This window comes from Pseudarthrobacter sp. L19, from assembly GCF_050859435.1.
In the GTDB taxonomy this organism is placed as follows: domain Bacteria; phylum Actinomycetota; class Actinomycetes; order Actinomycetales; family Micrococcaceae; genus Arthrobacter.
The window spans coordinates 2,423,503-2,448,633 of the sequence record NZ_CP193935.1 but is presented as its reverse complement, the minus strand read 5'-3'; the positions used below and the strand labels follow the sequence as shown (position 1 = coordinate 2,448,633).

At 68.5% G+C, this 25,131-nt stretch carries 20 protein-coding genes, 1 other RNA gene, 7 pseudogenes and 1 riboswitch; of the genes and pseudogenes, 11 read left to right on the top strand and 17 right to left on the bottom strand.

Features of this window, described 5'->3' with window-relative positions; translation table 11 throughout:
• Positions 1-97: 97 nt before the first annotated feature.
• Positions 98-172 (top strand): 50S ribosomal protein bL37, encoded by a 75-nt coding sequence (locus ACRQ5B_RS11645; protein WP_369299106.1) that lies wholly within the window; start codon positions 98-100, stop codon positions 170-172.
• A 101-nt stretch (positions 173-273) separates the two neighbouring features.
• Here ACRQ5B_RS11645 and rsrA read toward each other — a convergent pair whose 3' ends face one another.
• Together rsrA and ACRQ5B_RS11635 are read right to left on the bottom strand one after the other, a co-directional pair.
• Complete coding sequence (rsrA, locus tag ACRQ5B_RS11640; RefSeq protein WP_412883445.1) at positions 274-534, bottom strand: mycothiol system anti-sigma-R factor; 261 nt, start codon at positions 532-534, stop codon at positions 274-276.
• The gene (locus ACRQ5B_RS11635; protein ID WP_412884914.1) at positions 531-1,331 is read right to left on the bottom strand and encodes a sigma-70 family RNA polymerase sigma factor; all 801 of its coding nucleotides are present in this window, start codon (positions 1,329-1,331) and stop codon (positions 531-533) included. Before ACRQ5B_RS11635 ends, rsrA begins: the two co-directional genes overlap by 4 nt.
• Before the next feature lie 240 nt (positions 1,332-1,571).
• Between ACRQ5B_RS11635 and ACRQ5B_RS11630 the strand changes: the two genes are divergently transcribed.
• From ACRQ5B_RS11630 to ACRQ5B_RS11595, 8 genes and pseudogenes are all read left to right on the top strand, one after another.
• A complete protein-coding gene (locus tag ACRQ5B_RS11630; RefSeq protein WP_432393977.1) occupies positions 1,572-2,153 on the top strand; it encodes a DoxX family protein in 582 nt (193 codons plus the stop codon).
• Positions 2,154-2,160: 7 nt separating this feature from the next.
• Positions 2,161-3,582, top strand: a complete 1,422-nt coding sequence (gene aroA, locus ACRQ5B_RS11625; RefSeq protein ID WP_432393974.1) for a 3-phosphoshikimate 1-carboxyvinyltransferase — start codon at positions 2,161-2,163, stop codon at positions 3,580-3,582.
• A complete protein-coding gene (gene rsgA, locus ACRQ5B_RS11620) occupies positions 3,566-4,681 on the top strand; it encodes a ribosome small subunit-dependent GTPase A (protein WP_432393971.1) in 1,116 nt (371 codons plus the stop codon). The genes aroA and rsgA overlap by 17 nt, the downstream gene beginning before the upstream one ends.
• Positions 4,682-4,771: 90 nt before the next feature.
• Positions 4,772-5,584: a histidinol-phosphatase gene (hisN, locus tag ACRQ5B_RS11615; protein WP_432393968.1), complete on the top strand. Its 813-nt coding sequence runs from the start codon at positions 4,772-4,774 to the stop codon at positions 5,582-5,584.
• Positions 5,585-5,682: 98 nt separating this feature from the next.
• Positions 5,683-5,795, top strand: a riboswitch (SAM riboswitch).
• A 34-nt stretch (positions 5,796-5,829) separates the two neighbouring features.
• A pseudogene (locus ACRQ5B_RS11610) lies at positions 5,830-7,244 on the top strand (aminotransferase class V-fold PLP-dependent enzyme).
• A 55-nt stretch (positions 7,245-7,299) separates the two neighbouring features.
• Complete coding sequence (locus ACRQ5B_RS11605) at positions 7,300-8,058, top strand: class I SAM-dependent methyltransferase (protein ID WP_432393965.1); 759 nt, start codon at positions 7,300-7,302, stop codon at positions 8,056-8,058.
• A 77-nt stretch (positions 8,059-8,135) separates the two neighbouring features.
• Positions 8,136-9,430: pseudogene (locus ACRQ5B_RS11600) on the top strand (Nramp family divalent metal transporter).
• Between the two features lie 10 nt (positions 9,431-9,440).
• Positions 9,441-10,148, top strand: a complete 708-nt coding sequence (locus tag ACRQ5B_RS11595; protein WP_432393962.1) for a metal-dependent transcriptional regulator — start codon at positions 9,441-9,443, stop codon at positions 10,146-10,148.
• Positions 10,149-10,155: 7 nt separating this feature from the next.
• Here ACRQ5B_RS11595 and ACRQ5B_RS11590 read toward each other — a convergent pair whose 3' ends face one another.
• The gene (locus ACRQ5B_RS11590; protein ID WP_432393959.1) at positions 10,156-11,607 is read right to left on the bottom strand and encodes an MFS transporter; all 1,452 of its coding nucleotides are present in this window, start codon (positions 11,605-11,607) and stop codon (positions 10,156-10,158) included.
• Between the two features lie 132 nt (positions 11,608-11,739).
• On the opposite strand from ACRQ5B_RS11590, the pseudogene ACRQ5B_RS11585 reads away from it, so the two are divergent.
• A pseudogene (locus ACRQ5B_RS11585) lies at positions 11,740-12,110 on the top strand (hypothetical protein).
• 229 nt (positions 12,111-12,339) lie between these two features.
• On the opposite strand, the gene ssrA reads toward ACRQ5B_RS11585, so the two are convergent.
• From ssrA to galE, 14 genes and pseudogenes are all read right to left on the bottom strand, one after another.
• Positions 12,340-12,708, bottom strand: a transfer-messenger RNA (tmRNA) gene (ssrA, locus tag ACRQ5B_RS11580).
• A 124-nt stretch (positions 12,709-12,832) separates the two neighbouring features.
• A complete protein-coding gene (smpB, locus tag ACRQ5B_RS11575; protein ID WP_364139060.1) occupies positions 12,833-13,303 on the bottom strand; it encodes an SsrA-binding protein SmpB in 471 nt (156 codons plus the stop codon).
• A gap of 39 nt (positions 13,304-13,342) precedes the next feature.
• The gene (locus tag ACRQ5B_RS11570; RefSeq protein ID WP_377970773.1) at positions 13,343-14,755 is read right to left on the bottom strand and encodes a peptidoglycan DD-metalloendopeptidase family protein; all 1,413 of its coding nucleotides are present in this window, start codon (positions 14,753-14,755) and stop codon (positions 13,343-13,345) included.
• A 26-nt stretch (positions 14,756-14,781) separates the two neighbouring features.
• Positions 14,782-15,696: a permease-like cell division protein FtsX gene (gene ftsX, locus ACRQ5B_RS11565; protein WP_290257337.1), complete on the bottom strand. Its 915-nt coding sequence runs from the start codon at positions 15,694-15,696 to the stop codon at positions 14,782-14,784.
• Positions 15,697-15,714: 18 nt separating this feature from the next.
• Positions 15,715-16,503: pseudogene (gene ftsE / locus ACRQ5B_RS11560) on the bottom strand (cell division ATP-binding protein FtsE); the annotation flags it as partial.
• 175 nt (positions 16,504-16,678) lie between these two features.
• Positions 16,679-17,795, bottom strand: a protein-coding gene (gene prfB / locus ACRQ5B_RS11555; protein WP_290257335.1) for a peptide chain release factor 2 whose coding sequence is annotated in 2 segments (ribosomal slippage) — positions 16,679-17,485 and positions 17,487-17,795 — 1,116 coding nt in all. Because the reading frame shifts where the segments join, the coding sequence is not laid out codon by codon here.
• Positions 17,796-17,823: 28 nt separating this feature from the next.
• Positions 17,824-18,306, bottom strand: a complete 483-nt coding sequence (locus ACRQ5B_RS11550) for a pilus assembly protein TadG-related protein (RefSeq protein WP_432393955.1) — start codon at positions 18,304-18,306, stop codon at positions 17,824-17,826.
• Positions 18,306-18,800 carry a hypothetical protein gene (locus tag ACRQ5B_RS11545; protein ID WP_432393953.1) on the bottom strand — a complete coding sequence of 165 codons (495 nt, stop codon included), beginning with the start codon at positions 18,798-18,800 and terminating at the stop codon, positions 18,306-18,308. The genes ACRQ5B_RS11550 and ACRQ5B_RS11545 overlap by 1 nt, the downstream gene beginning before the upstream one ends.
• Complete coding sequence (locus ACRQ5B_RS11540) at positions 18,781-19,200, bottom strand: TadE/TadG family type IV pilus assembly protein (RefSeq protein WP_432393951.1); 420 nt, start codon at positions 19,198-19,200, stop codon at positions 18,781-18,783. The genes ACRQ5B_RS11545 and ACRQ5B_RS11540 overlap by 20 nt, the downstream gene beginning before the upstream one ends.
• Positions 19,201-19,341: 141 nt before the next feature.
• Positions 19,342-19,593, bottom strand: coding sequence for a hypothetical protein (locus tag ACRQ5B_RS11535; protein ID WP_432393949.1), 252 nt, complete (start codon positions 19,591-19,593; stop codon positions 19,342-19,344).
• A 68-nt stretch (positions 19,594-19,661) separates the two neighbouring features.
• Positions 19,662-20,602 (bottom strand): annotated as a pseudogene (locus tag ACRQ5B_RS11530) (type II secretion system F family protein).
• Entirely contained in the window at positions 20,599-21,453 is an 855-nt protein-coding gene (locus ACRQ5B_RS11525; RefSeq protein WP_432393947.1) for a type II secretion system F family protein, read from the bottom strand. Before ACRQ5B_RS11525 ends, ACRQ5B_RS11530 begins: the two are co-directional and overlap by 4 nt.
• Positions 21,453-22,676, bottom strand: coding sequence for a CpaF family protein (locus ACRQ5B_RS11520; RefSeq protein WP_432393945.1), 1,224 nt, complete (start codon positions 22,674-22,676; stop codon positions 21,453-21,455). Before ACRQ5B_RS11520 ends, ACRQ5B_RS11525 begins: the two co-directional genes overlap by 1 nt.
• A 109-nt stretch (positions 22,677-22,785) precedes the next feature.
• A pseudogene (gene galE, locus ACRQ5B_RS11515) lies at positions 22,786-23,828 on the bottom strand (UDP-glucose 4-epimerase GalE).
• A 169-nt stretch (positions 23,829-23,997) separates the two neighbouring features.
• Here galE and ACRQ5B_RS11510 point away from each other — a divergent pair.
• Positions 23,998-25,050: pseudogene (locus tag ACRQ5B_RS11510) on the top strand (acyltransferase family protein); the annotation flags it as partial.
• Positions 25,051-25,131: the final 81 nt, after the last annotated feature.

The window sequence follows — 25,131 nt, the reverse complement described above, 5'->3', positions numbered from 1 at the left end:
ACCCTGGCGGCAACGCCCGTCCGGTTCGCGGCGGCCCCGCCAATGTGGGAGACTTGAGGGCAGCTCTTTTGAGTACCAAAAATTAAGGAGGCCAGCTATGAGCAAGCGTGCACGTAAACGTCGTGACCGTAAGCGTGGCGGCGCGAACCACGGTAAGCGCCCCAACACCTAAGCCACGGCTTGGATAGACAGCTTTAAAGCCGAAGACCCCGGAAACCATCTGGTTCCGGGGTCTTTTGCTGTCTCGGCCGGCCGTCGTGGCCGGTGGCCGGATCAGGCGTCGGCCGGCTTGTACGAATGGATGCGGTCGAGGATGGAGTTCTTGAGGTTCTCCGGGGCCGCCTCGGAGCAGGATCGCTTCACCATGACCCGGATGACACACTCCAGGTCATACTGCTCGTGGCATTCCGGGCACCCGTCGAGGTGGTCCTTGATCTCTGCAATGTCGTCGTGCGTCAGGGCGCCGTCGAGATACTCGTAGATGCGCTGCATCCGGGTGTCGTCGCAGTCGCCCAGTCCCTGGCAGTCGCTCATTTCCTGTTCTCCTGATTGTTGCCTTCGGCCGCGGCGGTCTCGCCTGCGGCCCTGAAACCCCGTTCGGCCGCGTAGTCGGCCAGCATGTCCCGCAACATGCGCCGGCCGCGGTGCAGCCGGGACATGACGGTCCCGATCGGGGTGTTCATGATGTCTGAAATTTCCTTGTACGCGAAGCCCTCGACGTCGGCGAAGTACACCGCCAGCCGGAACTCCTCCGGAATGGACTGCAGTGCCCGCTTCACGTCGGAGTCGGGCAGGTGGTCCAGTGCCTCCGCCTCTGCCGACCGCAGCCCCGTGGAGGTGTGCGATTCGGCTCGGGCCAGTTGCCAGTCCTCGATGGTGTCCGAGTTCGACTGCAGCGGCTCGCGCTGACGCTTGCGGTACAGGTTGATGTACGTGTTCGTCAGGATGCGGTACAGCCAGGCCTTGAGGTTGGTTCCCGGCTTGTACTGGTGGAAGGCGGAGAAGGCCTTGGTGTAGGCCTCCTGCACCAGGTCCTCAGCGTCCGCGGGGTTCCGGGCCATCCGCATCGCCGCCGAATACAGCTGGTCGACGTACTGCATGGCGTCACGTTCGAAGCGGATGCGCCGCTCCTCCGTGCTTTCGACGTCGGTATCCAGCGGCGTGCCGCTGCCGTCCACAGCGACGGTTTCGCTGGCGGCGCGCTCGGCCGCAACGTCCTCGACGGCGGTCTCCCGGTCCGACGGGGTGGCGGCGGCTTCGTTCCCGGCTGCCTGGTGCTTGGCCGCGACGGCCGGATCCATGGTGCTCATTGCCTTCAAGTCTACTGTCACCGCGGGCCTGCCACCGGTTTTGGTGGTTCCCGGCGGACCCGCGAAGGCACGGGCCCAGGGGTTGGCGACGTCCGTGTCGGTCCGTTCCGTGGTCTGAACCAGAGTCAAACTTCCACCTCTCCTCGCTATTGCGGCACTACCTGCACAACCCCCGTAAACAGGCAAATATTCCGCAAAAGTGCAAGACTAGAACCGGTTCCCCGCAGAACACCCGCGGTTCATCCACCCAGGAGGAAATTCATGTCGCCAGTCCGGTTCTTCGCCCGTCCCATGCTCGCCTCCAGTTTCGTGCTCGCAGGCATGGATAAGTTGCGGAACGCGGACGATACGGCCACCCAGCTGTCCCCCCTGCTGAGCCGCGCGGCCGACGCCCTCCCCTTCCAGACCTCCGAGAAGACCCTGGCCCGCGTGATCGGGGGCGCCCAGGTGGGCGCCGGCGCCTGCTTCGCCCTCGGCAAGTTCGCCCGCCTGTCCGCGACCGTCCTGGGCGTCATCTCCGCCCTCAACGCGTACGTCGAGTGGCGCTCCGCCGACATCTCCTCCAAGGAAGGACGCGAGAACCGGCGCAAGCAGCTGCTCAAGAACATCACCCTGACCGGCGGCGTGCTCCTGGCCTCGGTCGACACCAATGGCAAGCCGAGCCTGGCCTGGCGCGCCGAGCACCTCGCCGCCGACGCCCGCCGCTCCACCGCCCACCTGGCCGCCGACGCCCGCCACTCGACCGCCCACCTGGCTGCCGACGCGCGCAAGAGCACCGGCAAGAAGCTGAAGAAGGCCGACAAGGCGGTCCGCAAGGCCGTGGACAACGCCGTCGGAGCCTAGAGCGTCAATGACTGGTACTGCCCCCGCCGCAGCTGAATCCGTGCCCGCCGGCGGCGGCCCGCACTGGCCCGCGCCCTTCGCCGGCCACCCCATCGATGCCACCGTCACGGTCCCGGGCTCCAAGTCCCTCACCAACCGCTACCTGGTGCTCGCCGCCCTTGCCGACGGACCGTCCCGGCTGCGGGCGCCGCTGCATTCGCGTGACTCGGCCCTGATGATCGCGGCCCTGCGCCGGCTCGGGGCCACCATCACGGAGGTTCCCGGCGACGGCGCGTTCGGCCCCGATCTCGACGTGCTGCCGGCGCCCGCCGGGGCGGGCACGGGTCCGGCCGACATCGACTGCGGCCTGGCCGGCACCGTGATGCGGTTCGTGCCGCCGCTGGCCGCGCTCCGGCAGGGCCGGACGGTGTTCGACGGCGACCCGCACGCCCGGCTGCGGCCGATGGGCACCATCATCGAGGCCCTCACCGGCCTCGGCGTCGACGTCGCCGCGCCCGACGGCGGCCCCGCGACGGCCCTCCCCTTCGCCGTCGAGGGCACCGTCGAAGTCCGGGGCGGCCACCTGGTGATCGATGCCAGCGCGTCCTCCCAGTTCGTCTCAGCCCTGCTGTTGGCCGGCCCCCGCTTCACCGAGGGCCTGCACCTGGAACACCGCAGCGCCGCCAACCCCGGCCAGCCCGTCCCCAGCCTGGACCACATCGCGATGACCGTCACCACCCTCCGGGAGCTCGGCGTCACCGTCGATGACTCCCGCCCCAATCACTGGATCGTCTCCCCCGGCCCCATCCGAGCCTTCGACCGTCGAATCGAGCAGGACCTCTCCAACGCCGGACCGTTCCTCGCCGCGGCCCTCGCCACCCGCGGAACCGTCCGCATCCCCGACTGGCCCGTGGGCACCACGCAGGTCGGCGACCTCTGGCGCGGCATCCTTACCGCGATGGGCGCGACCGTCAGCCTCGAGGGCGGCACCCTGACCGTCACCGGCGGCCGGTCCATCAGCGGCGGCACCTTCGCCGACACTAGCGAGCTCGCCCCCACGGTCGCCGCGCTCTGCGCCCTGGCCGACGGCCCCTCCACCCTGACCGGCATCGCCCACCTGCGCGGCCACGAAACGGACCGGCTCGCCGCGCTCGTCACCGAGATCAACCGGCTGGGCGGCGACGCGGAGGAAACCGCCGACGGCCTCGTCATCCGGCCCGCGCCGCTTCACGGCGGGGTGGTCCGCAGTTACGCCGACCATCGGATGGCCACCGCCGGAGCCATCCTGGGCCTCGCCGTCCCCGGCGTCGAGGTCGAGGACATCGCCACCACGGCCAAGACCATGCCGGACTTCCCGCAGCTTTGGGCCGACATGCTCACCCCGGCCGAGGGCACCAGTGCAGACGAGACCCGTGCAGACAAGGACGCCGCCGGTGGCCCGCAGCACTGACTCCTGGGACGAATCCGACGTCAGGATCCGCCCCAACAAGAAGGGCTCCCGGCCGCGCACCAAGGACCGGCCCAGCCACGACGACGCCGTCACCGGCCGGATCATCACGGTGGACCGCGGCCGCTACACCGCCGTCGTCGCCGAGGGCACCGATACCGAGCGCACCGTGATCGCCGCGCGTGCCCGCGAGCTGCGCCGCAACCCGGTGGTGGCCGGCGACTTCGTCTCCCTGGTCGGCAACGTCAGCGGCGAACCGGATACCCTCGCCCGGCTGGTGAAGATCCAGGACCGGCGTACCCTGCTGCGCCGCAGCGCCGACGACACCGATCCGATCGAGCGAGCGGTGGTGGCCAATGCCGACCAGCTGGTGGTCGTCGTGGCCGCCGCCAATCCGGAGCCCCGCACCGGCTTCATCGACCGCGCGCTGGTCGCCGCCTACGACGCCGGGATCGAGCCGCTGCTGCTGATCACCAAGGCCGACATCAAGGACCCGGCGGAGCTGCTGGCGAACTACCGCCACCTCGACCTGCCCGTCATCATCTCCAAGACCGCCGACGCCTCCGCCTCCGGCATCGATGCGCGTTCCGACGACGGCCTCTCCGCCCGGCTCGACGGCCCCGCCGTCGCCGAACTGCACGGCCACCTCGACGGCAGGGTCACCGTCATGCTCGGCCACTCCGGCGTCGGCAAGTCCACCATGGTCAACGCCCTCACGGGGGCGGAGCGGGCCACCGGCGGTGTCAACGCCGTCACGGGCCGCGGCCGCCACACCTCCTCCTCCGCTTTGGCGCTGAAGGTCACGGACGCCCCGGCCGGCAGCTGGATCATCGACACCCCCGGCATCCGGTCCTTCGGGCTGGCCCACGTGGACCCGGACCGCATCCTGCGTTCCTTCCCCGATCTGGCCCCCGGCACCGAAGACTGCGAGCGCGGCTGCAAGCACGACGCCACCGCCGTCAATTGCGGCGTGGACGCGTGGGTGCAGGCCGGCCACGCGGGGCCCTCGGGCCCGGCCCGGCTGGCCTCTCTGCGCCGCCTGCTGGGCACCGACCCGCGGCACGAAGCCCAGGAGACCAAGGAACTGGGCACCGTCTCCTGACCGCTCGTCGCCTCTCCGCTGCTCTGCCGATCCGGCCGTCGGGGACGTGGCCTCCCCGGCCGGGGCGCGTTTAGACGGTAGTTTGGAAGCATGAGCCAACCCGCGTCGAGCTACAACGATGACCTGCGCCTTGCCCACGTCCTGGCGGACTCGGTCGATTCCCAGACCATGAGCCGCTTCAAGGCCCTTGACCTCAAAATCGAGACGAAGCCGGACCTGACGCCGGTCACCGACGCCGACAAGGCCGCCGAGGAAGCCATCCGCGGCCAGCTTTCCCGCTCCCGCCCCCGCGATGCCGTGTTGGGCGAGGAATTCGGCAGCTCGGGCCACGGCTCCCGCCGCTGGATCATCGACCCGATCGACGGCACCAAGAACTTCGTGCGCGGCGTCCCGGTCTGGGCCACCCTGATCGCCTTGGTGGACGAGGGCGAGCCGGTGGTCGGCGTCGTCAGCGCCCCTGCCCTCGGCAAGCGCTGGTGGGCCGCCAAGGGCGCCGGTGCCTACACGGGCCGCTCGCTGGCCGCCGCCACCCGGCTGCGGGTCTCCAACGTCTTGGACCTCTCGGACGCCTCCCTCTCCTACTCCAGCCTCGGCGGCTGGAAGCAGCGCGGCAACCTCGACGAATTCCTGGGCCTGACCGAGGAAGTCTGGCGCACCCGCGCCTACGGCGACTTCTGGTCCTACTGCCTGGTGGCCGAGGGCGCCGTCGACATCGCCTGCGAACCGGAGCTGAACCTCTACGACATGGCCGCCCTGGTCCCGATCGTCACTGAGGCCGGCGGCCGGTTCACCTCCCTCGAGGGCGAGGACGGCCCGTTCGGCGGCAACGCCCTGGCCACGAACTCGATCCTGCACTCCGAGGTCCTCAAGCGGCTCAACCCCAACCTCGACGACCTGCTCTAGAGCAGGGCCTTTTCTGGGGGCCGGTTCCGCGTAACACAGCGCTTCACATTGCCGCGCCCCTTTCCGGGGCGCGGCACTTGTGTCCTAGGCTCGAAACAGGTCACGAGTGCCAGCGCTAAACCCCGGTTTGCTGGCCGGCAACCCTCTTTCGCGGCGGGGTGCCCCGGGTGACGACCTGGCCGGTCCGGAGCGGACCCGGCAAGCGCGGATCCCCTGCACGCGGGGTCCTTTTCGAGCGAGGTCCCATGTCGACTGCCATTTTTTCGTCCCCAGCATCCACCCCCACGGCCGTATCTGCCGCCCGCGCCCCGCTGGCCGCCGTGACCGGCGCCGAGATCCAGGCTCCGCTGATCCAGGGCGGCCACGTCCGCTACGCCAATCTGGACTACGGCGCCTCGACCCCCGCCCTGTCCGTGGTCTCCGCCTACCTCAACGAGATCCTGCCCTACTACGCCAGCGTCCACCGCGGTGCCGGCTACGCCTCCCAGCTGAGTACCTCGGTCTACGAGAACGCGCGGACCATCGTGCGGGACTTCGTCGGCGGCCGGCCCGACGACGCGGTCATCTTCACCCGGAACACCACCGATTCGCTGAACCTCCTGGCCGGGTGCCTGCCCACCGCCGGCGGCCGGCACCTGGGCGAGGTCCTGTACCTGGACATCGAACACCACGCGAACCTGCTGCCGTGGCAGGGCGTTCCGCACCGCAGCGTCGTCGCCGCGCCCACCCTGGCCGGGACGCTGGCGCGGCTCCGGGCGGAGCTGGCCGCAGGCGGCATCAGCCTGCTCGCGGTCACGGGCGCGTCGAATGTCACCGGCGAGATCCTGCCCGTCCGGGAGCTGGCGGCGCTGGCGCACGAGCACGGGGCCCGGATTGTCGTCGACGCCGCGCAGCTGGCCCCGCACCGCCGGATCGACGTCGCGGCCGACGGCATCGACTACGTCGCCTTCTCGGGGCACAAGCTCTACGCCCCGTTCGGCGCGGGTGTCCTGGTGGGGCGGCCGGACTGGCTCGACGCCGGAACGCCGCACCTGGCAGGCGGCGGCGCCGTCCGCGACGCCCGGCTGGACGCCGTCAGCTGGACCACCGGACCGGCACGGCACGAGGGGGATCACCCAACGTCCTCGGCGCGGCCGCCCTGGCCCGCGCCACGCAGGCGGTCGCCGCCCTGGACGAAGCATCCTGGCACGGCCATGAGGATGCCATCCGGTCCTTCCTTGCCGACGGCCTGCGGGAGATCGACGGCGTGAGCGTGCACCACATCTTCGAGGAGACCGACCGCGGGGACGGCCACGGGACCATCGGCGTGGTGAACTTCTCGGTCGCGGGGTACGACGCCGGCCTCGTCGCCGCGTACCTGTCCGCCGAGCACGGGATCGGCGTGCGGGACGGCCGGTTCTGCGCGCATCCGCTGCTCAAGCGGCTGGGCCTTCCCGCCGGGTCGCTGCGCGCCAGCTTCGGCCTCGGCTCCCGGCTCGAGGACGCCGAGCGGCTGCTGGCCGCGCTGCGGACGCTACGACGGGACGGCCTGGGCTGGGACTACGTGGTGGATGCCGGGCGCTGGGTACCGGCGAACGACACCCGCAGCTACCCGCACTGGGCGCCCAACACCCCCGGCACCGCCGGGGCAGCCCCCTGCACCCTCGACGGCCCCGAATAGCCGGTTTACGGTAGATTCGACGGGTATCTTCCCGAGCTGCCGAAGGAGAGTTCACGTGGCAGGCGGCGGCCCCAAACTGCATCAGACCCGGCGGAAGGAGCTCGGAGCGAGCTTCCAGGACGGCGGGGAACACTATGACCGGGTGCGGCCCGGCTATCCCGCCGACTCCGCCGACTGGCTGATCCCCGCCGGAGCCCGGGACGCGGCCGACGTCGGTGCGGGCACCGGAAAGTTCACCGCCCTCCTCGTGGACCGCGGCCTGGCCACGGCCGCCGTCGACCCATCGGCGGACATGCTGGACCAGCTCCGCGCAATCCTCCCGGGCGTTCCGGCCACGGTGGGGACCGCCGAACACACCGGGCTCCCGGCGTCGGCGTTCGACCTGGTGACGGTGGCGCAGGCCTGGCACTGGTGCGAGCCGCTGCAGGCCAGCACCGAGGCCGCCCGCATCCTGCGGCCGCACGGGGTGCTCGGGCTGATCTGGAACCAGCTGGACACCTCCGTACCGTGGGTGCACCGGCTGTCCCGGATCATGCACGCCGGGGACGTCCACAAACCCTCGTTCCGCCCACCGGTCGGGCCCGAGTTCACCGGGCTGGAGAGCCACCTGACCCGGTGGGAGGACCCGGTGACGCCGGAGGAGATCCTGGAGCTGGCCAAGTCCCGCAGCTACTTCCTGCGGGCCGGGGAGGCCACCCGGGCCAAGGTGCTGGCCAACCTCCAGTGGTACCTGTACGAGCACCTCGGTCACGGTCCCGGCGAGACGCTGGCCCTGCCCTACCTCACCCAAAGCTGGCGCGTGGTCAAGGTCTGAGCCTATGATTTCGGTATGCCTAACTTTTTGTTCAGGCATACGGAAATCATTGGACCCATCAGCCGCAGGAGCCTGCAATGTTGCACCTCGCCGGACAGGATCCCGCCGCCGGCGGCCGGAGCCCGGTCCGTGGCAGGAAGGGGCACCGCCGCGCCCTGCTGGGGCTGCTGGGACCGGCCTTCGTCGCCGCGATCGCCTACGTGGACCCCGGCAATGTGGCGGCCAACCTTACCGCCGGCGCCCAGTTCGGCTACCTGCTGGTCTGGGTGCTGGTGGTGGCCAACGTCGTCGCCGTCCTGGTGCAGTACCAGTCCGCCAAGCTCGGCATCGTCACGGGCCGCAGCCTGCCGGAATTGCTCGGGGAACGCCTGCGTCCCGGCTGGCGGCGCGCCTTCTGGGTCCAGGCCGAGATCGTCGCGGCCGCCACTGACCTGGCCGAGGTGGTGGGCGGCGCCGTCGCCCTCTACCTGCTCTTCGGCCTCCCCCTCCCCTGGGCGCCGTCGTCGTCGGCGGCATCTCCATGGCGCTGCTGGCCATGCAAAGCCGGAACCGGCAGCGGCCCTTCGAGCTGGTGATCATGGGCCTGCTGGGCATCATCACGGTGGGCTTCCTGGCCGGGCTGTTCATCAGCCCGCCGGACCCGTCCGGGGTCCTCTCCGGACTGGTCCCCGGGTTCCGCGGCCCGGACACCGTGCTGCTGGCCGCCAGCATGCTGGGCGCAACCGTCATGCCGCACGCCATTTACGTCCACTCCGCGCTCTCCCGGGACCGGCACCGCCCGGACCGCCACCGGCACGTTCCGCAGCACGCGCTGGACCGGCTGGTCCGCGCCACCCGCTGGGACGTCATCGCGGCGCTGGCCGTGGCCGGGATCGTCAACATCGGCATGCTGCTGCTGGCCGCGTCGACCCTCGGCGGGGTGGAGGGCACGGACAGCATCGAGGGCGCCCACGCCGCCATCAGCGCCAGCCTGGGACCGGTGGTGGGTGTGGTTTTCGCGGTCGGACTGCTCGCCTCCGGCCTGGCTTCGACCTCGGTGGGCTGCTACGCCGGCGGAACCATCATGGAGGGGCTCCTGAAGATCAGGATTTCGCTGATGGTGCGCCGGCTCGTGACCCTGGTGCCCGCCGTGGTGCTGCTGGCGGTGGGCTTCGACCCGACCTGGGCGCTGGTGCTCAGCCAGGTGGTGCTGAGCTTCGGCATCCCGTTCATGCTGGTCCCGCTGGTGGTGCTGACCAGCAGTACCCCGCTGATGGGCGGCTTCGTCGACCGGTTGCCGCTGCGGATCGCGTCCGTGGTCAGCGTGCTGCTGGTGGTGGCCCTGAACCTGGCGCTGCTGTGGTTCACGTTCACCGGTGCGGCCGGACGGTAGGCTAGGGGCTGTGAAAACCAGCCCGCCTTCTTCCTCGATCGAGGACTACGTCAAGGTCATCTACACCTTCACGGAGTGGCAGGACAAGCCGATCACCTCCACGCAGCTGGCCCAGCGCCTCGGCGTCGCGAACTCCTCGGTTTCGGAGATGGTCCGCAAGCTCAAGGAGCAGGGTCTGGTGGACCACAAGCCCTACGGCGCCGTCACCCTTACCGCGGACGGTGAGCGGCTGGCCCTGTCCATGGTCCGGCGGCACCGCCTGATCGAGACGTTCCTGGTGCAGGAGCTCGGCTACCGCTGGGACGAGGTCCACGACGAGGCGGAGACCCTGGAGCACGCGGTCTCGGACACTTTCATCGACCGGATGGCCGCCAAGCTCGGCCACCCGGTCCGCGATCCTCACGGCGATCCCATCCCCGCGGCCGACGGCTCGGTCCTGATGCCCCTGGCCGTCCGGATGAGCGAATTGGCCGACGGCCAGGGCGGCCGCATCACGCGGATCAGCGACGAGAACCCGGACCTGTTGCGCTATCTGGCGACCGAACGGATCGAGCTGGACGCCGCCGTCGCGGTGCTGGGCCGGAAGCCGTTCGGCGGGCCCCTGATGGTGCGGATCGCCGGACCGGACGGATCCCGGGAGCTCGATCTCGCCGACGGGGTCGCGGACGCCCTGTGGGTGCACCCGGAGTCAACCGACGAGGAAGAACCCGGCAGCTGACCTGCCGCTAGTCTCCGCTAGCCCCGGAGACTCCCCCGCCGTCTGGCGCAGTCCCGTCTGCTGCAGTCCCGGCGGACGCCTCCGCGGGCTGCGGCGGATTCCGGATTCCGACGGCGGAGGCCAAGGCGCCGGCGACGAAGAGCGCGGCGGTGACCAGCGACGTCGCGTGCAACCCCGCGGTGGTGATCACCGGCCCGGTGATCAGCCCGGCGAAGGCGATGGTCACCAGCCCGGCGATGCGGGCGACGGCGTTGTTCACGGCCGAGCCGATCCCGGCCTCCTCCGGCGGGACCGCGCCGAGGATGGCCGAGGTCAGCGGCGCCACCGTCACGGCGAGGCCGATCCCGAAGACCACGACGCCGGGCAGGACCTGCCACGCATAGTCCAGGGGCAGGCCGATGCCGAGCATGAGCAGGAAGCCGGCCGCGCAGAGCAGCGGCCCGGCGGTCATGAACCAGCGGGGGCCAAAACGTCCGGAGAGCGCCCCCATCCGGGACGAGAGCAGCAGCAGGATCAGCGTGGAGGGCAGCAGCGCCAAACCGGCGGCGGTGGCGCCGAGCCCGGCCACCTGCTGGAGGTAGAGGCCCAGGACGAAGAAGCCCAGGTTCAGTGCCCCGTAGATGACCAGGGTGGCGGCGTTACCCCAGCCGAAGTTCCGCACCGTGTAGAGCCGCAGCGGCATCATTGGCGCGCGGGTCCGGCCCTCGTGCACCAGGAACGCTGCGAGTCCGGCGATGCCCACGGCCAGCGGCAGCCACACCTGCGGGGAGCCCCAGCCCTGGCTGCCGCGCTCGATGAAGCCATAGACGATCCCGCCCAAGCCGACGACAGCGAGGACCGTGCCGGCGACGTCGATGCTGCTGCCGGGAGGCCGCTCCAGGTCCTGGGCGCGCAACCGGCGCAGCGCCGGCCACACGGCGGCGGCGGGAACGATGTTCAGGAAGAAGATCACCCGCCAGGTGAAGACGTCCACGGAGATCCCGCCCAGCAGCGGGGCGGCGACGATCGCGCCGGAGGTCCACGCGGACCACTTGCCGATCGCGGCGGACTGGGCGGGGCCGCTGAAGATGGTGACGATCAGCGCCAGGGAGCTGGGCACCAGCAGCGCACCTGCCACACCCTGGAGGCCGCGGAAGATGATCAGCGACTCGCCGTTCCACGCCACCCCGCACAGGATGGACGTGGCGGTGAACCCCGCCAGCCCCCATTCGAGGACCCGGACGCGGCCGAACTGGTCGGAGAGGGATCCTGCCACCAGGATCAGCGCGCCGAGGGTCAGCAGGTAGGCGTCGACCACCCATTGCTGGACCACCAGTCCGCCGCCGAGTTCCCGGCTGATGGCCGGCAGGGCCAGGTTCACCACGGAGCCGTCCAGGAAGGCGATGAAGGAGGCCACGATCGCCACGTAGAGCACGCGCTTCTGCAGGCTTGTCATGGGTGCGGCGGGGGTGCCGGGCATGGTTCGTGCCTTCCTGATCCGGTGCCCTGAGCCTAGCACCGGGCGCCCCGCCGGGGGCCCGCGGGTATCCTGCACCGCCGTCGTCCGGGGCACTGCGGCGCCGCTTCTTCCACCGTCGCGTAAAATTGACGGATGATTACCCGCCGCGAAGCAGCCCAGGTCCTCGATATTCCGCTGGAAATGGCCAGCCGCCACGGCCTCCCCGCCCGGCTCTCCGACGCCGAACTCGCCGAACTGCTGGACAGCCCGCCGGCGTGGCTGCGCCAGTCCAAGGCCAACCGGACCGGCAAGCGGCCGGTGTGGGTCCAGCTCACCTGCACCGTCTGCGGCTACTCGGAGGCCGCGCGGCCGAAGAAGTGGTGGCCCGAGTTCAGCTGGGTGTGCTGCGAACGGCACTCCCCTTCGAGCTGCCGGAGCTGGCCCCCAACCACGTCCGGAGCGAGTACGAGGGCGTCGGAACCCGGTTTGTCGGCGTCGTGGACGTGGCCGTACCCGGGGCGTAGCCTGAACGAACGGGTTCATCCCGGGCCCGTTTCTGTTGAGGGAGTGCGCCATGCCTGATAAGTCGCCGCACCGGCACCAGAGCAAGAAGCCGGTCAAGACCATCAAGGAAAAACGGGCCGAGAAAAAGCCAAGCACATCGTCGATGAGCACACGGACCAGGTGTCCCACCTCAAGCGGCGTTAACGACGAAACGGCCGGAAGCAGAAGCTTCCGGCCGTTTCGCTGGGTTGGTGGAGATGGGGGGAATTGAACCCCCGTCCGATGTCGTGTTGTCAGGGCTTCTCCGGGCGCAGTTTGCGTCGGATTTTCTCGGCCCCAGCCATCCTGCAAACAGGTGGCTGATCCGGGCCCAGTCATCTAAGAGTCCCGTTTACCCCGATGACGGGGGTAAACAGCAGTGGCTATCTAAATGACGCCAGGATCCGGGGCAATAGCAACCTCGGGCTGACGGACTGTCTTACTGCTTAGGCAGCGAGAGCGAAGTCAGTGCGTTTTGATTCGGCACTTATTGGTTTGCAGACAGCGTTTACGAGATAATTCTGCATCCTCGGCCCGCTTCACCTGTCGCGACTAACATCGTCGAAACCGATCATCCCCGTGTTTAGTTATCAAACGTCCATAACCCGCCGTTCGGGACCTTGTGGATCCCTCACGGACACTCAATGATAACGCAGCCGCCACCGGAATCATTCCCGCGGCCGGCGGCCGGCGCGGCCCGGCCTTAGCGGCGGTTGCGTTCGCGCATGACGCGCAAGGCCTCGCGCTTGTCCTGCTGTTCGCGCAGGGTCTGGCGCTTGTCGTATTCCTTCTTGCCGCGCGCGACGCCGATCTCCACCTTTGCCCGACCGTCCACGAAGTAGAGCTGCAAAGGCACGATGGTGAAGCCCGACTCACGGACTTTGTGCTCGATCTTGGTCAGTTCCTCGCGGTGCAGGAGCAGCTTCCGACGGCGGCGGGCGGCGTGGTTGGTCCAGCTCCCCTGGTGGTACTCGGGGATGTGGATAGCTTCCATCCAGAGCTCGCCGTTGTAGAAGGTGCAGAACCCGTCCACCATGGACGCGTGGCCCTCGCGCAGGGACTTGACCTCGGTACCCATGAGCGCGATGCCTGCCTCGTAGGTATCCAGGATGTGGTAGTCGTGCCGGGCCTTGCGGTTGGTGGCCACTGCCTTCCGGCCACTTTCTTTGGGCACGGTGCTAACTCCTCAATCGATGGTGCAATTCACTCCAGTTTAGAGCAGGCCCATGGGGTCGACCGCCTGGCCGTTGACCCAGGTCTCGAAGTGGGCGTGGCAGCCGGTGGAGTTGCCGGTGGTGCCGGAGTAGGCGATGAGCTGTCCCTGGCTGACCTGCTGGCCGACCGAGACCACCACGGAGGTGTTGTGGTAGTAGACGGTGGTCAGTGAGTTGCCCTGGATGACGCCGTGGGAGATCTTTACCCGGTTGCCGCCGCCGTCGTTGCCCCAGCCGGCGGAGAACACGGTGCCCGCTGCCGCGGCGTAGACCGGGGTGCCGCAGGTGGCACCGAAGTCGATGCCGGTGTGCATGTAGCCGCCCTGGCCGTAGAAGTCGATGGTGCCCGGCGGCGTCGCCCGCCAGCCGAAGCCGGAGGTGATCGGAATGTTGGCCGCGAAGGGGTGCCGCAGCCCGAATGCCGAGATGGGACCCGGTGCGGGCGGAACGTAAGGTGCCTGGGGCGGCGGCGCCTGGCCCTGGGCCTTGGCTGCTGCGGCCGCTGCCGCCGCGGCGGCCTCGGCGATCCTGCGCTGTTCGGCCAGCCACGCCTCGCGGAGCTTGCGGTCCCGCTCTGCGATTTCGGCGGCCACGGCGTCCTGCTGGGCCTTGACCTGGGCGAGCTGGTTCTGGATGCCAGGCTTGGCGGCCTGGAGTTCGGCGTTGATCCGGGTGGTGTCGGCGATGAGCTTGTCGACCTGGGCCTTCTTGGCCTCGGCCTCGTCCCGGGCCGCCTTTTCCCGCTCCAGCGCGGCGTCGGCCTTGGACTTGAGGTCCTTGATCTCGGCCTCCACCGCCTGCAGCCGCGCCTGGGAGTTCACGTTGGTGGCGTTCTGCTGGGTGAGCTTGTCCATCGCCGAGTTCTGGCTGCGCAGCGCCTGGTCGGCCAGGTCGATGGTGTCTGTGAGGCTGCCGCCCTGGTTCGAGCCGAAGAAGAGCGAGAGGTTGGAGGGAACGCCCCCGGACTTGTAGGCCTGGGTGGCGATCTGGCCGATCAGCTTCTTGGTCTCGGTGATCTTCTGCTGGTCGTTCTGGAGCTGCTGGGTGATCTTGGCCTTGTTCTGCTGGGCCAGGTCCACCCGCGCGGCGAGGGCGTCAACTTCCTTGACTGCCCCGGCCACCCTGCCCTGGGCCTCGAGGAGTGACTGCTGGGCCCCGGGCAGCTGGCCCTGGTACACCACCAGGTCGGCCGCGGCCTGGGAGATCTTCGCGTCGACGAATTCGAGGGAGTCCTGGACCCGGGCGGCCTGGTCCCGCAGGGCGGCCTGCTGGTCCTCGAGGTTGTCCGCCACGGCCAGCGGCGCGGGCGCGCCGAGGCTGGCGGCGAGGGCCAGCACGACGGCGGTGCTGACCAGCCGGCTGTGGCGGAGGGCCTTGCGGGCCGCTGCGGTGCGTCGTGCCTTCGGTGTCATGGGCAGTTCCTCTACGTTGCGCACGGCTAGACCCTGAGGTACCGGCGGAGGGTCAGGAGCGATGATATTCCGGCGAGCACGATGCCCAGCCCGATCAGGGCGGGGGCAAGGATCAGCGTCTGGCCCGGGGAGATGAAGGCGGTGTCCGGGTACTGCTTGGACAGGAAACCGTTGAGGAAGAAGTTTGCCACGGCCCAGAGCGTGCCGGAGGCCAGGGCCGCACCGATCACTGCGGCAATAACGCCCTCGAGGATGAAGGGCAGCTGGATGACGGTCTTGGAGGCGCCGACCAGCCGCATGATGCCCGTTTCCCGGCGGCGGCTGAAGGCCGAGAGCCGGATGGTGGTGGCGATCAGCAGGATGGCGCAGATGATCATGACGCCGGCGATGCTGACGGCCACGAGCGAGGCGGCGTTCATGGCCGAGAAGAGCCGTTCCAGCAGCTGGCGCTGGTCGATGACGGACTCCACGCCGGCCTGGGACGAGAAGTTCTCGCTGATGACCTGGTACTTCTCCGGGTCCTTGAGGTTGATCCGGAAGGAGGCCGGGAGCTGGTCCGGGGTGACCGAGTCGACGATCGGCGAGTTGGAGAACTGCTCCTTGAAGTGCTTGTACGCGTCGTCCTTGGATTCGTACTGGAAGTCGTTGACGTACTGGGCCACGGACGGGGACTGCAGGAGCTTGCGCAGGTTGTCCTGCTGCTCCTGGGTGGCCGGGCCGGAGGCGCAGCCGGGCGCCGTCGATCCGTCGCTGCAGAGGAAGATCGCCACCTGGACCTTGTCGTACCAGTAGCCCTTCATCTGGTTGATCTGCAGCTGGAGCATGCCGGCCGCGCCGACGAAGGTGAGCGAGACGAAGGTGACCAGGATGACCGAGACCACCATGGAGAGGTTGCGGCGCAGGCCGCTGCCGATTTCCCCGAGGATGAAGGCGAGCCTCACAGCTGGACCTCCCCGGCGTCGTCGGCCTTGGCCGTGGTGGTGCCGGCCGGGCCGCCGTCCGGTGTTCCTCCTCGTCCCGGACGCTTGCGTCGCGGCCCGGCGGGCCTGGCCCACCGTGGGGATCATCGAGGTGTAGAGGGCGCGGGCTTCGTCGCGGATGACCTTGCCGTTGCGGAGTTCGACGACGCGCTTGCGCATTTCGTTGACGATGTCGTCGTCGTGGGTGGCCATCACCACGGTGGTGCCGTTCTGGTTGATCTTGTCCAGGACGCCCATGATGCCCATGGAGGTGGTGGGGTCCAGGTTGCCGGTGGGTTCGTCGGCCAGCAGGATGCCGGGGCGGTTGACGACGGCGCGGGCGATTGCCACGCGCTGCTGCTCGCCGCCGGAAAGTTCGTGCGGGAGGCGGTTTTCCTTGCCCTCGAGGCCAACGGTCTTGAGGACCTCGGGCACGGTTTCGCGGATGACGCTGCGGCTGCGGCCGATGACCTGCATGGCGAAGGCGACGTTGGCGAAGACGGTCTTTTGCGGCAGCAGGCGGAAGTCCTGGAAGACGACGCCGATCCCCCGGCGAAGCCGCGGCACCCGCCAGCTGGAAATCCGGGCCACGTTCTGGCCGGCGACGTAGACCGCACCGGAGGAGGCCCGGTCCTCCTTGAGGACCAAGCGCAGGAAGGTGGACTTGCCGGAGCCAGAGGCCCCCACGAGGAAGGCGAACTCTCCCCGGTCGATCTCAAGGTTGATCGAATCCAGCGCCGGCCGCGCCTTCTGGTCGTAGACCTTGGTGACATTTTCGAAGCGGATCATGACCCTATGTACCCAGCAGGAGCCGGGCATCTTTCAGACCAGTTCTGCCGCCGGGGCGCGGGCTTTCTTTTGGGGGAAATAGGGCACCGGCCCTCCGACTATACGCACCGGCCCCGGCGCGCCGGCCGGAGGGCGGTGGCGTGTCGCGGGAATTTGGGCCGCTGGGCCGCGGGGTTTACTTCTCCGCGTTGCGGTTGTCGGTGCGCCAGCGGATGCCGGCGTCGATGAAGTCGTCGATCTCGCCGTCGAATACGGCCGAGGTGTTGCCCACCTCGTGTTCGGTGCGCAGGTCCTTGACCATCTGGTAGGGGTTGAGGACGTAGGAGCGCATCTGGTCGCCCCAGGAGGCCTTGACGTCGCCGGCGAAGGCTTTCTTTTCGGCATCCTCCTGCTCCTTCTTCAGCAGCAGCAGGCGGGACTGGAGGACGCGCATGGCGGCGGCGCGGTTTTGCAGCTGGGACTTCTCGTTCTGCATCGACACGACGGTGCCGGTGGGGATGTGGGTCAGGCGTACCGCGGAGTCGGTGGTGTTGACCGACTGGCCGCCGGGGCCGGAGGAGCGGAAGACGTCCACGCGGATCTCGTTGTCCGGGATCTCGATCGAGTCGGTGGATTCGATCAGCGGGATGACCTCGACGGCGGCGAAGGAGGTCTGGCGGCGGCCCTGGTTGTCGAAGGGGCTGATCCGGACCAGTCGGTGGGTGCCCGCCTCGACGCTGAGCGTGCCGAAGGCGTAGGGAGCCTTGACCTCGAAGGTGGCCGATTTCAGGCCGGCTTCTTCGGCGTAGGAGGTGTCCATGATGGTGGTCGGGTAGCCATGGCGTTCGGCCCAGCGCAGGTACATCCGCAGCAGCATCTCGGCGAAGTCCGCGGCGTCCACGCCGCCGGCGCCGGCCCGGATGGTCACCACGGCTTCGCGTTCGTCGAACTCACCGGAGAGCAGGGTGACCACTTCGAGGTCGGCGAGCGCCTTGCGGACGGATCTCGAGCTCCGCGGCGGCCTCCCCCATCGAATCCTCGTCGCCCTCGTCCTGGCCGAGCTCCACGAGCACCTCGAGATCATCGATGCGGGCCGCAAGCTTGTTGAGGCGCTCAAGTTCGGACTGCTTGTGGGAGAGCTTCGAGGTGATGACCTGCGCGGCGGAGGGATCGTCCCAGAGATTCGGCTCGCCGGCGCGCTCGCTCAGTTCAGCGATGTCTTCCTTGAGCGCCTCGACGTTGGAGACGTTCTCGATCGAGGCGTAGGTGGCGCGCAGGGCGCGGATTTCAGCGGGAAAATCAATGTTTGCCATGGTTTTTCAAGCCTACCCCGGTTGCGAGTCAGCGCGTCAGCCGGGACCGCGCCGTCGACGTCGCCTCGATCCTGATGCCATCGGGGACCAGGAAATTGACGATCGGCGGGTGCACCGCCGCGCTGAGGACCACGACGGCGGTAGCCCCGTCGGGGCTGCCGGTCGCCGGCGTGACGGCCAGGCCGTTGAAGCGGGCGTAGGCGCCGTCGCGGGTGAGGTAGTCGAGGGTGGTGCTGCGGACCCGCGGGCCGCTGAGGATGGCCGTCGGGGTACCGGAGCTGCCGTCGATCTGGCCCAGGGTAAAGCTGTCCGCCGCGGCGATCGAGGCGCCGTCGGCGAGGGAGAGCAGCTTCTTATGTTCGAGGTACACGCTGGAGGCCGCGGCAACCACGGTGACGATCAGCAGGGCGATCAGGACATAGCCGATGATCAGGACCATCAGCTGGCCGGCCTCGCGGGCGTCCTCCGGCTGTTGCGGCGCCGTCTTTCTACTTCCTGTCCGCGGCCCCATCAGCGGAACCGTCCGACGATCTGGGTGGCGGTGGCGCTCAGGTGTCCGGCGTCGAGCCGCAGCGCCTCGCCGAACGGCACGAACGGCAGCGGGACGGTGAGCCGGACCGTCACGGTGACGGCGGATCCGGCGGCGGTGCAGTCAGGGGAACTGCAGACGGTTTCCAGGGTGGCATTGCCCGCGGGCTGCCCGTAGTCGGCGAGCGCGAGTTGGACGGCCTGTTCCGCCGCGGCACGCCCCGCCCCGGCGTCGGTCTGGGCGACGAAGACCTTGGCCGCCTGGTCCGCGGCCCCGGCCACGGCAAACGACCCGCCCTGCAGTTGGCCGAGCGTGATGACGAAGTACACCACGGGGACCATCAGGAGCAGCGCGAGGAAGGTGAACTCGACGACGGCGCTCCCCTGTTCCGGGTTGGTCCCGGCTCCGTCAGGGTCCGGGACTGACGGGGATTCAGTGTCCGGGACAGCCACGGCTTCACGGCTGGAAGGCGGCATGGCCCTTCACCTCCAGCATCCCGGTCGGACCGATCAGGCCGATGACGGGCAGCGGGGCACGGACGGTCACCTCGAGGGTGCGGATTCCACCGTAGCTGGCCTCCCCCGTGCTGACATCGCGGGCGAAGTCAGAGGTCAGCGCCACGCCGATCAAGTGCGCTGTGCGTTCCCTCGCGTCGCCTGCGCCCCGGTCGGCGAGCGTGCCGTACCGCGCCCCGGAGGCAGCGGCGTCAATCAGGGTGTTCTGGACGTGCAGGACGAGCGCGAGCTGGACGATGGCCAGGAAGAACACGGTCGCAAGGGCGCCGACCATCACGAAGTCGACCACGGCGGAACCCCGCTCGGGGTGCTGGCTCTGGGCTGACTGGCCGTCGCGGCGCCGGATCGGGACGGACCGCACTGCTTTTCGCCGGGCCGGGCGGCGCGAGAGTCCTATCCGCCGGGCCCCGCGGTCCTCGTCCCTGTCGTTCCGGCTCCCCGTTCCCCTGCCACCGCCGTCGGGCGCCCGCGGCGGGTCACCTGCCGGTGCGTGTATCACCGCCTATTGCCCGACCTTTTGCATCGCCTGATTGAAGAGCCCTTCGAGAGCTGGCCCGGCGATGGCGAGGAGGGCGGCGACCAGGACGGCAGACATCAGCGTGATCATCACCCAGCCGGGGACGTCACCCCGCTCCCGGGGGTCGCCTCCAGCCCGCTTGCCCTTGTGGAGCTTCACGGGCGCCGCACCCGCGCACCAGAGGAGCGCGAAAAGCAGCCTGTTCATGACGCGAGCCGGATGTGTTTGTGTTGCCATGTGATTCCCCTTTTTCTTGTGCTGCTGATGTTCTTGATGTTCTTTCGATTCGTGGGCGGGCTCGCCCGTCAGAGGCCCAGGGTGATGGCCGCCAGGCCCGGGAAAACGGCGAAGACGACCGTCAGGGGCAACACGCCGAAGACGAGCGGAACCATCATGCCGATCTCCTTTTTGCCTGCAGATTCCATGAGGTCGCGCTTGGCGGCGTCTCGGACGTCCTGGGCCTGCGCCCGGAGGATTTCCGCCAGCGGTGTGCCCCGCTCGACCGCGACGATGAGTCCGTCGACGAAGCGGACCAGCGGGGCCAGATTGGTCCGGGCGGAGAATTCCTGCAGGGCTTCAACCAGCGCTGGCCCGCCCTAGTGGACGCGAGCACCAGGCCGAACTCCTTGGCCAGTTCCCCTTGGGTGCGGCGGCACACCCGGTCCAGCGCCCCGGTGGCGCTCTCGCCGGCGCTCACGGCCAGGGCCATCAGCTCGGCGACGCTCGGGAACTCCGCCATCATGCGGACCTCACGCTTCTTGATGCGGGCACCGAGCGCGTAGTCCCGGAGCATGAAGCCGGCCAGACCCGCGGCGACGACGATCAGGACCGCGAAGAGCGGGTTCAGCCGCACGGCCAGACCACTGATCAGGACTATGGCCACCGCACCCACGAATCCTCCGGCGGCCCAGAGCAGTTGTTCCGCGCGAAACTCGACGGCGGTCTTGTCACTCCCGGCGCGCACCAGCCTGCGGTTCAGGGCGGTCGTTCCAGGGTTGAGCCGGCCCAGAGCCCGCATCCAGTCGCCGAGGACGGGCCGAAGGATGCGTTCCAGGGGTCCGAAGGGAGTGAGATTCCGGGGTGCCTCGTGCAGGAGCCGGGATTGCACGCTGTAGGAGCGAAGCTGCGGGGCGATCCGTTCGGTAAAGCTGACCGGCCGCATGAACGGCAACCGCACCAGCACCAGCCACAGCGCGGCTCCGAGCACGGCACCGCACGCCGCCGCGGAGGCCAGCAGCGCGCTCATCGGAGCACCCGTTCGTCCTGAGGAAGGGCGCCGATCCGGAGCATCAGTGTGTAACAGACGAGCGAGACCACCAGGCCTCCGACCAGCACGGCGGCACCGGCAGCCGTGTTGTAGGCGGCGACCGCTTCGGGCCGGCTGGCGAGCAGAACGAGCACAATCCAGGGTGCGGCGACGGCGAGGCGGGCGGCGTTGACAGTCCAGGACTGGCGCGCCTCCAGTTCGCTGCGGGTACGGGCATTCTCACGCAGGAAGTCCGCGAGGGTACCGAGCAAGCGCCCAAGATCGGAGCCACCCACCTCGCGGGTGAGGCGCAGAGCTTCCACGATGCGGTCGGCGACGGGGTCGGCGAGCCGTTCCTTAAGCCGATTCAGGGCCGGGTCGAAGCGGCCACCGGACCGATAGTCGGCGCCAAAGTCCTGGAAGAGCGGACGCAGCTCGGAGGGCCCCTTGTCGCCGAGCTGGATCAGGGCCTCGGGGAGCGACAGCCCGGCGCGGATCGCCGACCGCAGGTGGTCGACGACGTCGGGCCACAGTTCACGGAGCACGGCCGTCCGTTTTCGTGCCCGCCACCTGACGGCGCCCAACGGCAGCCATCCTCCGAACAGCCCGAAGCAACAGGAGATGGGCCACGACCGGGTGCCGGCGAAGAAGAGCAAGGACACGAAACCTCCGACGCCGATGCAGGTGGCCAAGAGTCCGGCCCTGCTGACCTTTTCGATGCCGGCGGTGCGCAGCAGGTCATCCAGGCGGTTCACCTTCTGAGGCCGTGGTGCCCTGGCCGGTTGCTCCCAGGCGGACCACCAGATCAACAGCAGCCCCACTCCCCCGAGCAGCCCCAGCAGCGGCGCCATCAGTGCGACTCCAGCAGTGCCGCGACGTCGTATCCGGCCCGGGCGAATTTCTCGGCCGCCGGCATCGAGTTCGCCCGGGCTGCCAACTGGCCGCCGTCGAGCTCGAACACCATGGAGGACTCGATAACTCCGTTCTCGACCCTGCGGCCCAGCGCGAGGATTTCGGTTACCTGCCGGCGACCGTTCGCGTGGCGACTGCAGTGGACGACGAGGTCGATGCAGGACGCGACGGTGGGGACGACGAAGGCGCTGGAGATGTTCTCGCCCGCCAAAAGCGGCAGGGTGCAGATCTTCGTGACCGCGTCGTGGGCGGAGTTGGCGTGGACGGTGCACATCCCGGGAAGACCAGAATTCAGGGCGATGAGCATGTCAAGGCTTTCAGCCTCCCGGACCTCGCCGACCACTAGGCGGTCCGGGCGCATCCGGAGCGCCTCCTTTACCAGTCGGCGAAGTGGGATTTCGCCTTCGCCTTCGAGGTTCGGTTGCCGGCATTGGAGCCCGACGACGTCGCGGAGAGGGAACTTCAGTTCGAAGATCTCCTCTACCGTGACCACGCGCTCCCGAGTGCCGATGCTGGCGGCGAGACAGTTCAGCATGGTTGTCTTACCTGCCTGCGTAGCGCCCGAGACGAGTATGTTCAGCCCGCTGGCGACGGCCGCTCCAAGGAACCGGGCGGCCTGCGGCGTGAGGGTGCCGAGCTCGACGAGGTGCTCCAGCCTGCTGGCTTTCACGACGAACTTGCGGATATTGATGGCCCAGTGGCGCCGGGTCACGTCCGGGATGACGACGTGCAGCCTGGATCCGTCCGGGAGGGATGCATCGACGAAGGGCGACGAGAGGTCGAGACGGCGGCCGGAGCTTTTGAGCATGCGCTCGACCAGATCGTGGACCTGCTGCTCGGTGAGGGCGGCCGACGTCAGCTCCGACTCGCCGTTGCGGGCCACGAAAATCTCGTTCGGCGCGTTAAGCCAGATTTCCTCGATCGCCGGGTCATCCAGAAGGGGCTGCAGCGGGCCGAACCCGGCGACGGCGTCGAAGACAAAGCGGCGTGCCGTGTCCAAAGGTCCGATCGGTGGCAATGGGGCCAGGAGGGCCCGCTCGTCATAGTCCAGTACGGCCTCATCGACCAGACGGCGCACCTCGAGTGTCTGCCGCAGCGGATCCAGCCCGCGACGTCGGATCAGTTCCCGGACTTCGTCCTCGACGATGCGCACAGCTTCCACGGTGCCCCCAACATGACCGCTGCCCCTTCCCCTGGGGCAGTGCAACTGGGGTTAAACCTAGAGGAGGCTCTGCAATCCAACAAGGGTTCCGAAACTCCCTGTGGACAAATTACTCGGCGGCAGCGCCAGCCCTATCGGTCAGGGGCGCGTACCCGTGCGGGTTGTTACTTTGCCAGCGCCAGTGGTCCTCACACATTTGGGCGAGGCTACGTCGTGCGGACCAGCCCAGGTCTGCCAGCGCAGCGGAGGGGTCAGCGTAGCTGACCGCCGCGTCGCCCGGACGGCGGGGAGCGAACTCGAAAGGCACCGGACGGCCAACCGCCTGACCAAACGCCTCGATGACCTCAAGCACCGAGGACCCACGGCCGGTGCCAAGGTTCCACCGGAACACACCTTCTTTGCCGCTGATGTAGTCGAGGGCAGCCAAGTGGCCGCCGGCCAGGTCCATCACGTGAATGTAATCCCGCACGCCGGTTCCGTCCGGCGTCGGGTAGTCGTTGCCAAACACCATGACCTTCTCACGGCGGCCCACGGCAACCTGAGCCACGAAGGGAAGCAAATTGTTCGGAATCCCGCTGGGGTCCTCACCGATCAGGCCGGATTCGTGCGCGCCGACCGGATTGAAGTAACGGAGCAGGGCGATGCTCCAGCGCGCGTCCGCCGCTCCCAGATCGGACAGGATGTCTTCGATCTGTTCCTTGGTACGGCCATAGGGGTTTGTGGCGTCCAGCGGAGCCTTCTCAATCAGCGGGACTTCCTCCGAGGCACCGTATACGGTCGCTGAAGAGCTGAAGACCAGCCTGCGGACACCGGCCGCGTCCATACTGTGCAACAGGTTCAGGGTGCCCACCACGTTGTTCTGGTAGTACCAGAGCGGCTTCTGGACCGACTCCCCGACTGCCTTCAGACCGGCGAAGTGGATGACCGCGTCGAATCCGCCCTCGGCGAAGACGGCATCGACGGCGGCCGCATCGAGCAGGTCGACCTCGCGGAAGTCGACTTTTTGCCCACGAGTCGCTCCACGCGCCGCAGAGATTCGGGGTTCGAGTTCATCAGGTTGTCCAACACCACGACGTCGTGGCCCGCCTCGAGCAAGCAGAGCGTGGTGTGGGATCCGATGTAGCCGGCGCCGCCGGTGACCAGTACCTTCATGCGCTCCAGTCTAGGGTGGCCGCGCCCGGGAATCATGCCGGGCCCCGCGGCGGTCGATTGTGCCCGGCCAACGGCCAACATTTACCATGGGATCTGACGTCCGGAGTTTGGGTGCCGGCGGAGCCCTGGCCGTTCCGCGCCCGAACTGCCCTGAACCAGGAAGTACTTCATGCCGCCGATCACGGCTCAACGAACTGCCATCAGCACCCCGGTGCCCGCCGCCCGAGCGACAGCCCTGCGCAATGATATCCAAGGGCTGCGGGCCATCGCGGTGGTTTCGGTGTTGCTGTACCACATGGGCGTGCCCTTCATACCCGGCGGATTTGTCGGCGTCGACGTCTTCTTTGTCATTTCCGGGTTCCTCATTTCCGGCCTGATCATCCGTGAGCTGAAGCGGACGGGGACCTTTTCCTTCTCTGCTTTCTACGCGCGCCGGCTGAAGCGGCTCGCGCCGGTGTATCTGCTGGTGCTGATCACCTCCGGCATTGCCGTCATGACCCTGTTAACCCCGCTCCAGGCCGGGCGCTACGTCAAAGACCTAATTGCGGCCGCGCTCTACGCAGCGAATTTCAACTTCGCCATGCAGACGTCCGGCTACTTCGCCGACCCCGAGCCCTCACCCTTCGTGCACTTCTGGTCATTGGCGGTGGAGGAGCAGTTTTACTTCGTTTGGCCAATCCTGCTTTTCCTGGCATTCCGTCGCGGACGCGACGTACGAAGGACGCTCTGGTACCTGCTGGCCGGCGTCTTCGCCGTCTCCTTGGCGCTGAGCGTTGTCCTGTCCCACACCCAGCCGACGAGTTCGTACTACCTCTTGCACACCAGGGCGTGGGAACTGGCTGCCGGAGCGCTGGCCTACCTGGCATCGGCAAAACTTTCCGGGCTGGCACGCAGAGTGCGCGTCATCCTCTTGTCCGGTGGCGTACTGGCCGTCGTTGTCTCCGTGCTGCTGATCACGAAGGCCATGGAGTTCCCCGGCTGGGTGGCCGTTTTCCCGGTGCTGGGCACCGTGGCAATCATCCTGGCCGGCAGCGGGGGAATCATGCCGCCGGGGGCGGAGAGGCTGCTGGGCAACAAGCCCATGCTGTTCTTCGGCAATATTTCCTACTCGCTCTACCTTTGGCACTGGCCCCTCCTGGTCATCCCGCAATTGCTGGCGCCCGGCCAGTTGCGGCTTCGCGACAAAGCGGTGCTGGCGGTCGTCGCCATCGTGCTCGCCACGCTGACCTACTCCTTCGTCGAGAAGCCTTTTCAACGGCTTGGCGTAGGCGGCAGGAAGCGCCTGATCTACGTCGTCGCCCTA

Bases quoted from the DNA above. Each gene is read 5' to 3' on its own strand.
- ACRQ5B_RS11535 (WP_432393949.1), bottom strand. From the start codon at position 19,593: ATGGCAACACAAACACATCCGGCTCGCGTCATGAACAGGCTGCTTTTC.
- ACRQ5B_RS11630 (WP_432393977.1), top strand. From the start codon at position 1,572: ATGTCGCCAGTCCGGTTCTTCGCCCGTCCCATGCTCGCCTCCAGTTTC.
- ACRQ5B_RS11570 (WP_377970773.1), bottom strand. From the start codon at position 14,755: ATGACACCGAAGGCACGACGCACCGCAGCGGCCCGCAAGGCCCTCCGC.
- hisN (WP_432393968.1), top strand. From the start codon at position 4,772: ATGAGCCAACCCGCGTCGAGCTACAACGATGACCTGCGCCTTGCCCAC.
- rsrA (WP_412883445.1), bottom strand. From the start codon at position 534: ATGAGCGACTGCCAGGGACTGGGCGACTGCGACGACACCCGGATGCAG.
- ACRQ5B_RS11545 (WP_432393953.1), bottom strand. From the start codon at position 18,800: ATGCCGCCTTCCAGCCGTGAAGCCGTGGCTGTCCCGGACACTGAATCC.
- aroA (WP_432393974.1), top strand. From the start codon at position 2,161: ATGACTGGTACTGCCCCCGCCGCAGCTGAATCCGTGCCCGCCGGCGGC.
- ACRQ5B_RS11590 (WP_432393959.1), bottom strand. From the start codon at position 11,607: ATGCCCGGCACCCCCGCCGCACCCATGACAAGCCTGCAGAAGCGCGTG.
- ACRQ5B_RS11550 (WP_432393955.1), bottom strand. From the start codon at position 18,306: ATGGGGCCGCGGACAGGAAGTAGAAAGACGGCGCCGCAACAGCCGGAG.
- ACRQ5B_RS11525 (WP_432393947.1), bottom strand. From the start codon at position 21,453: ATGGCGCCGCTGCTGGGGCTGCTCGGGGGAGTGGGGCTGCTGTTGATC.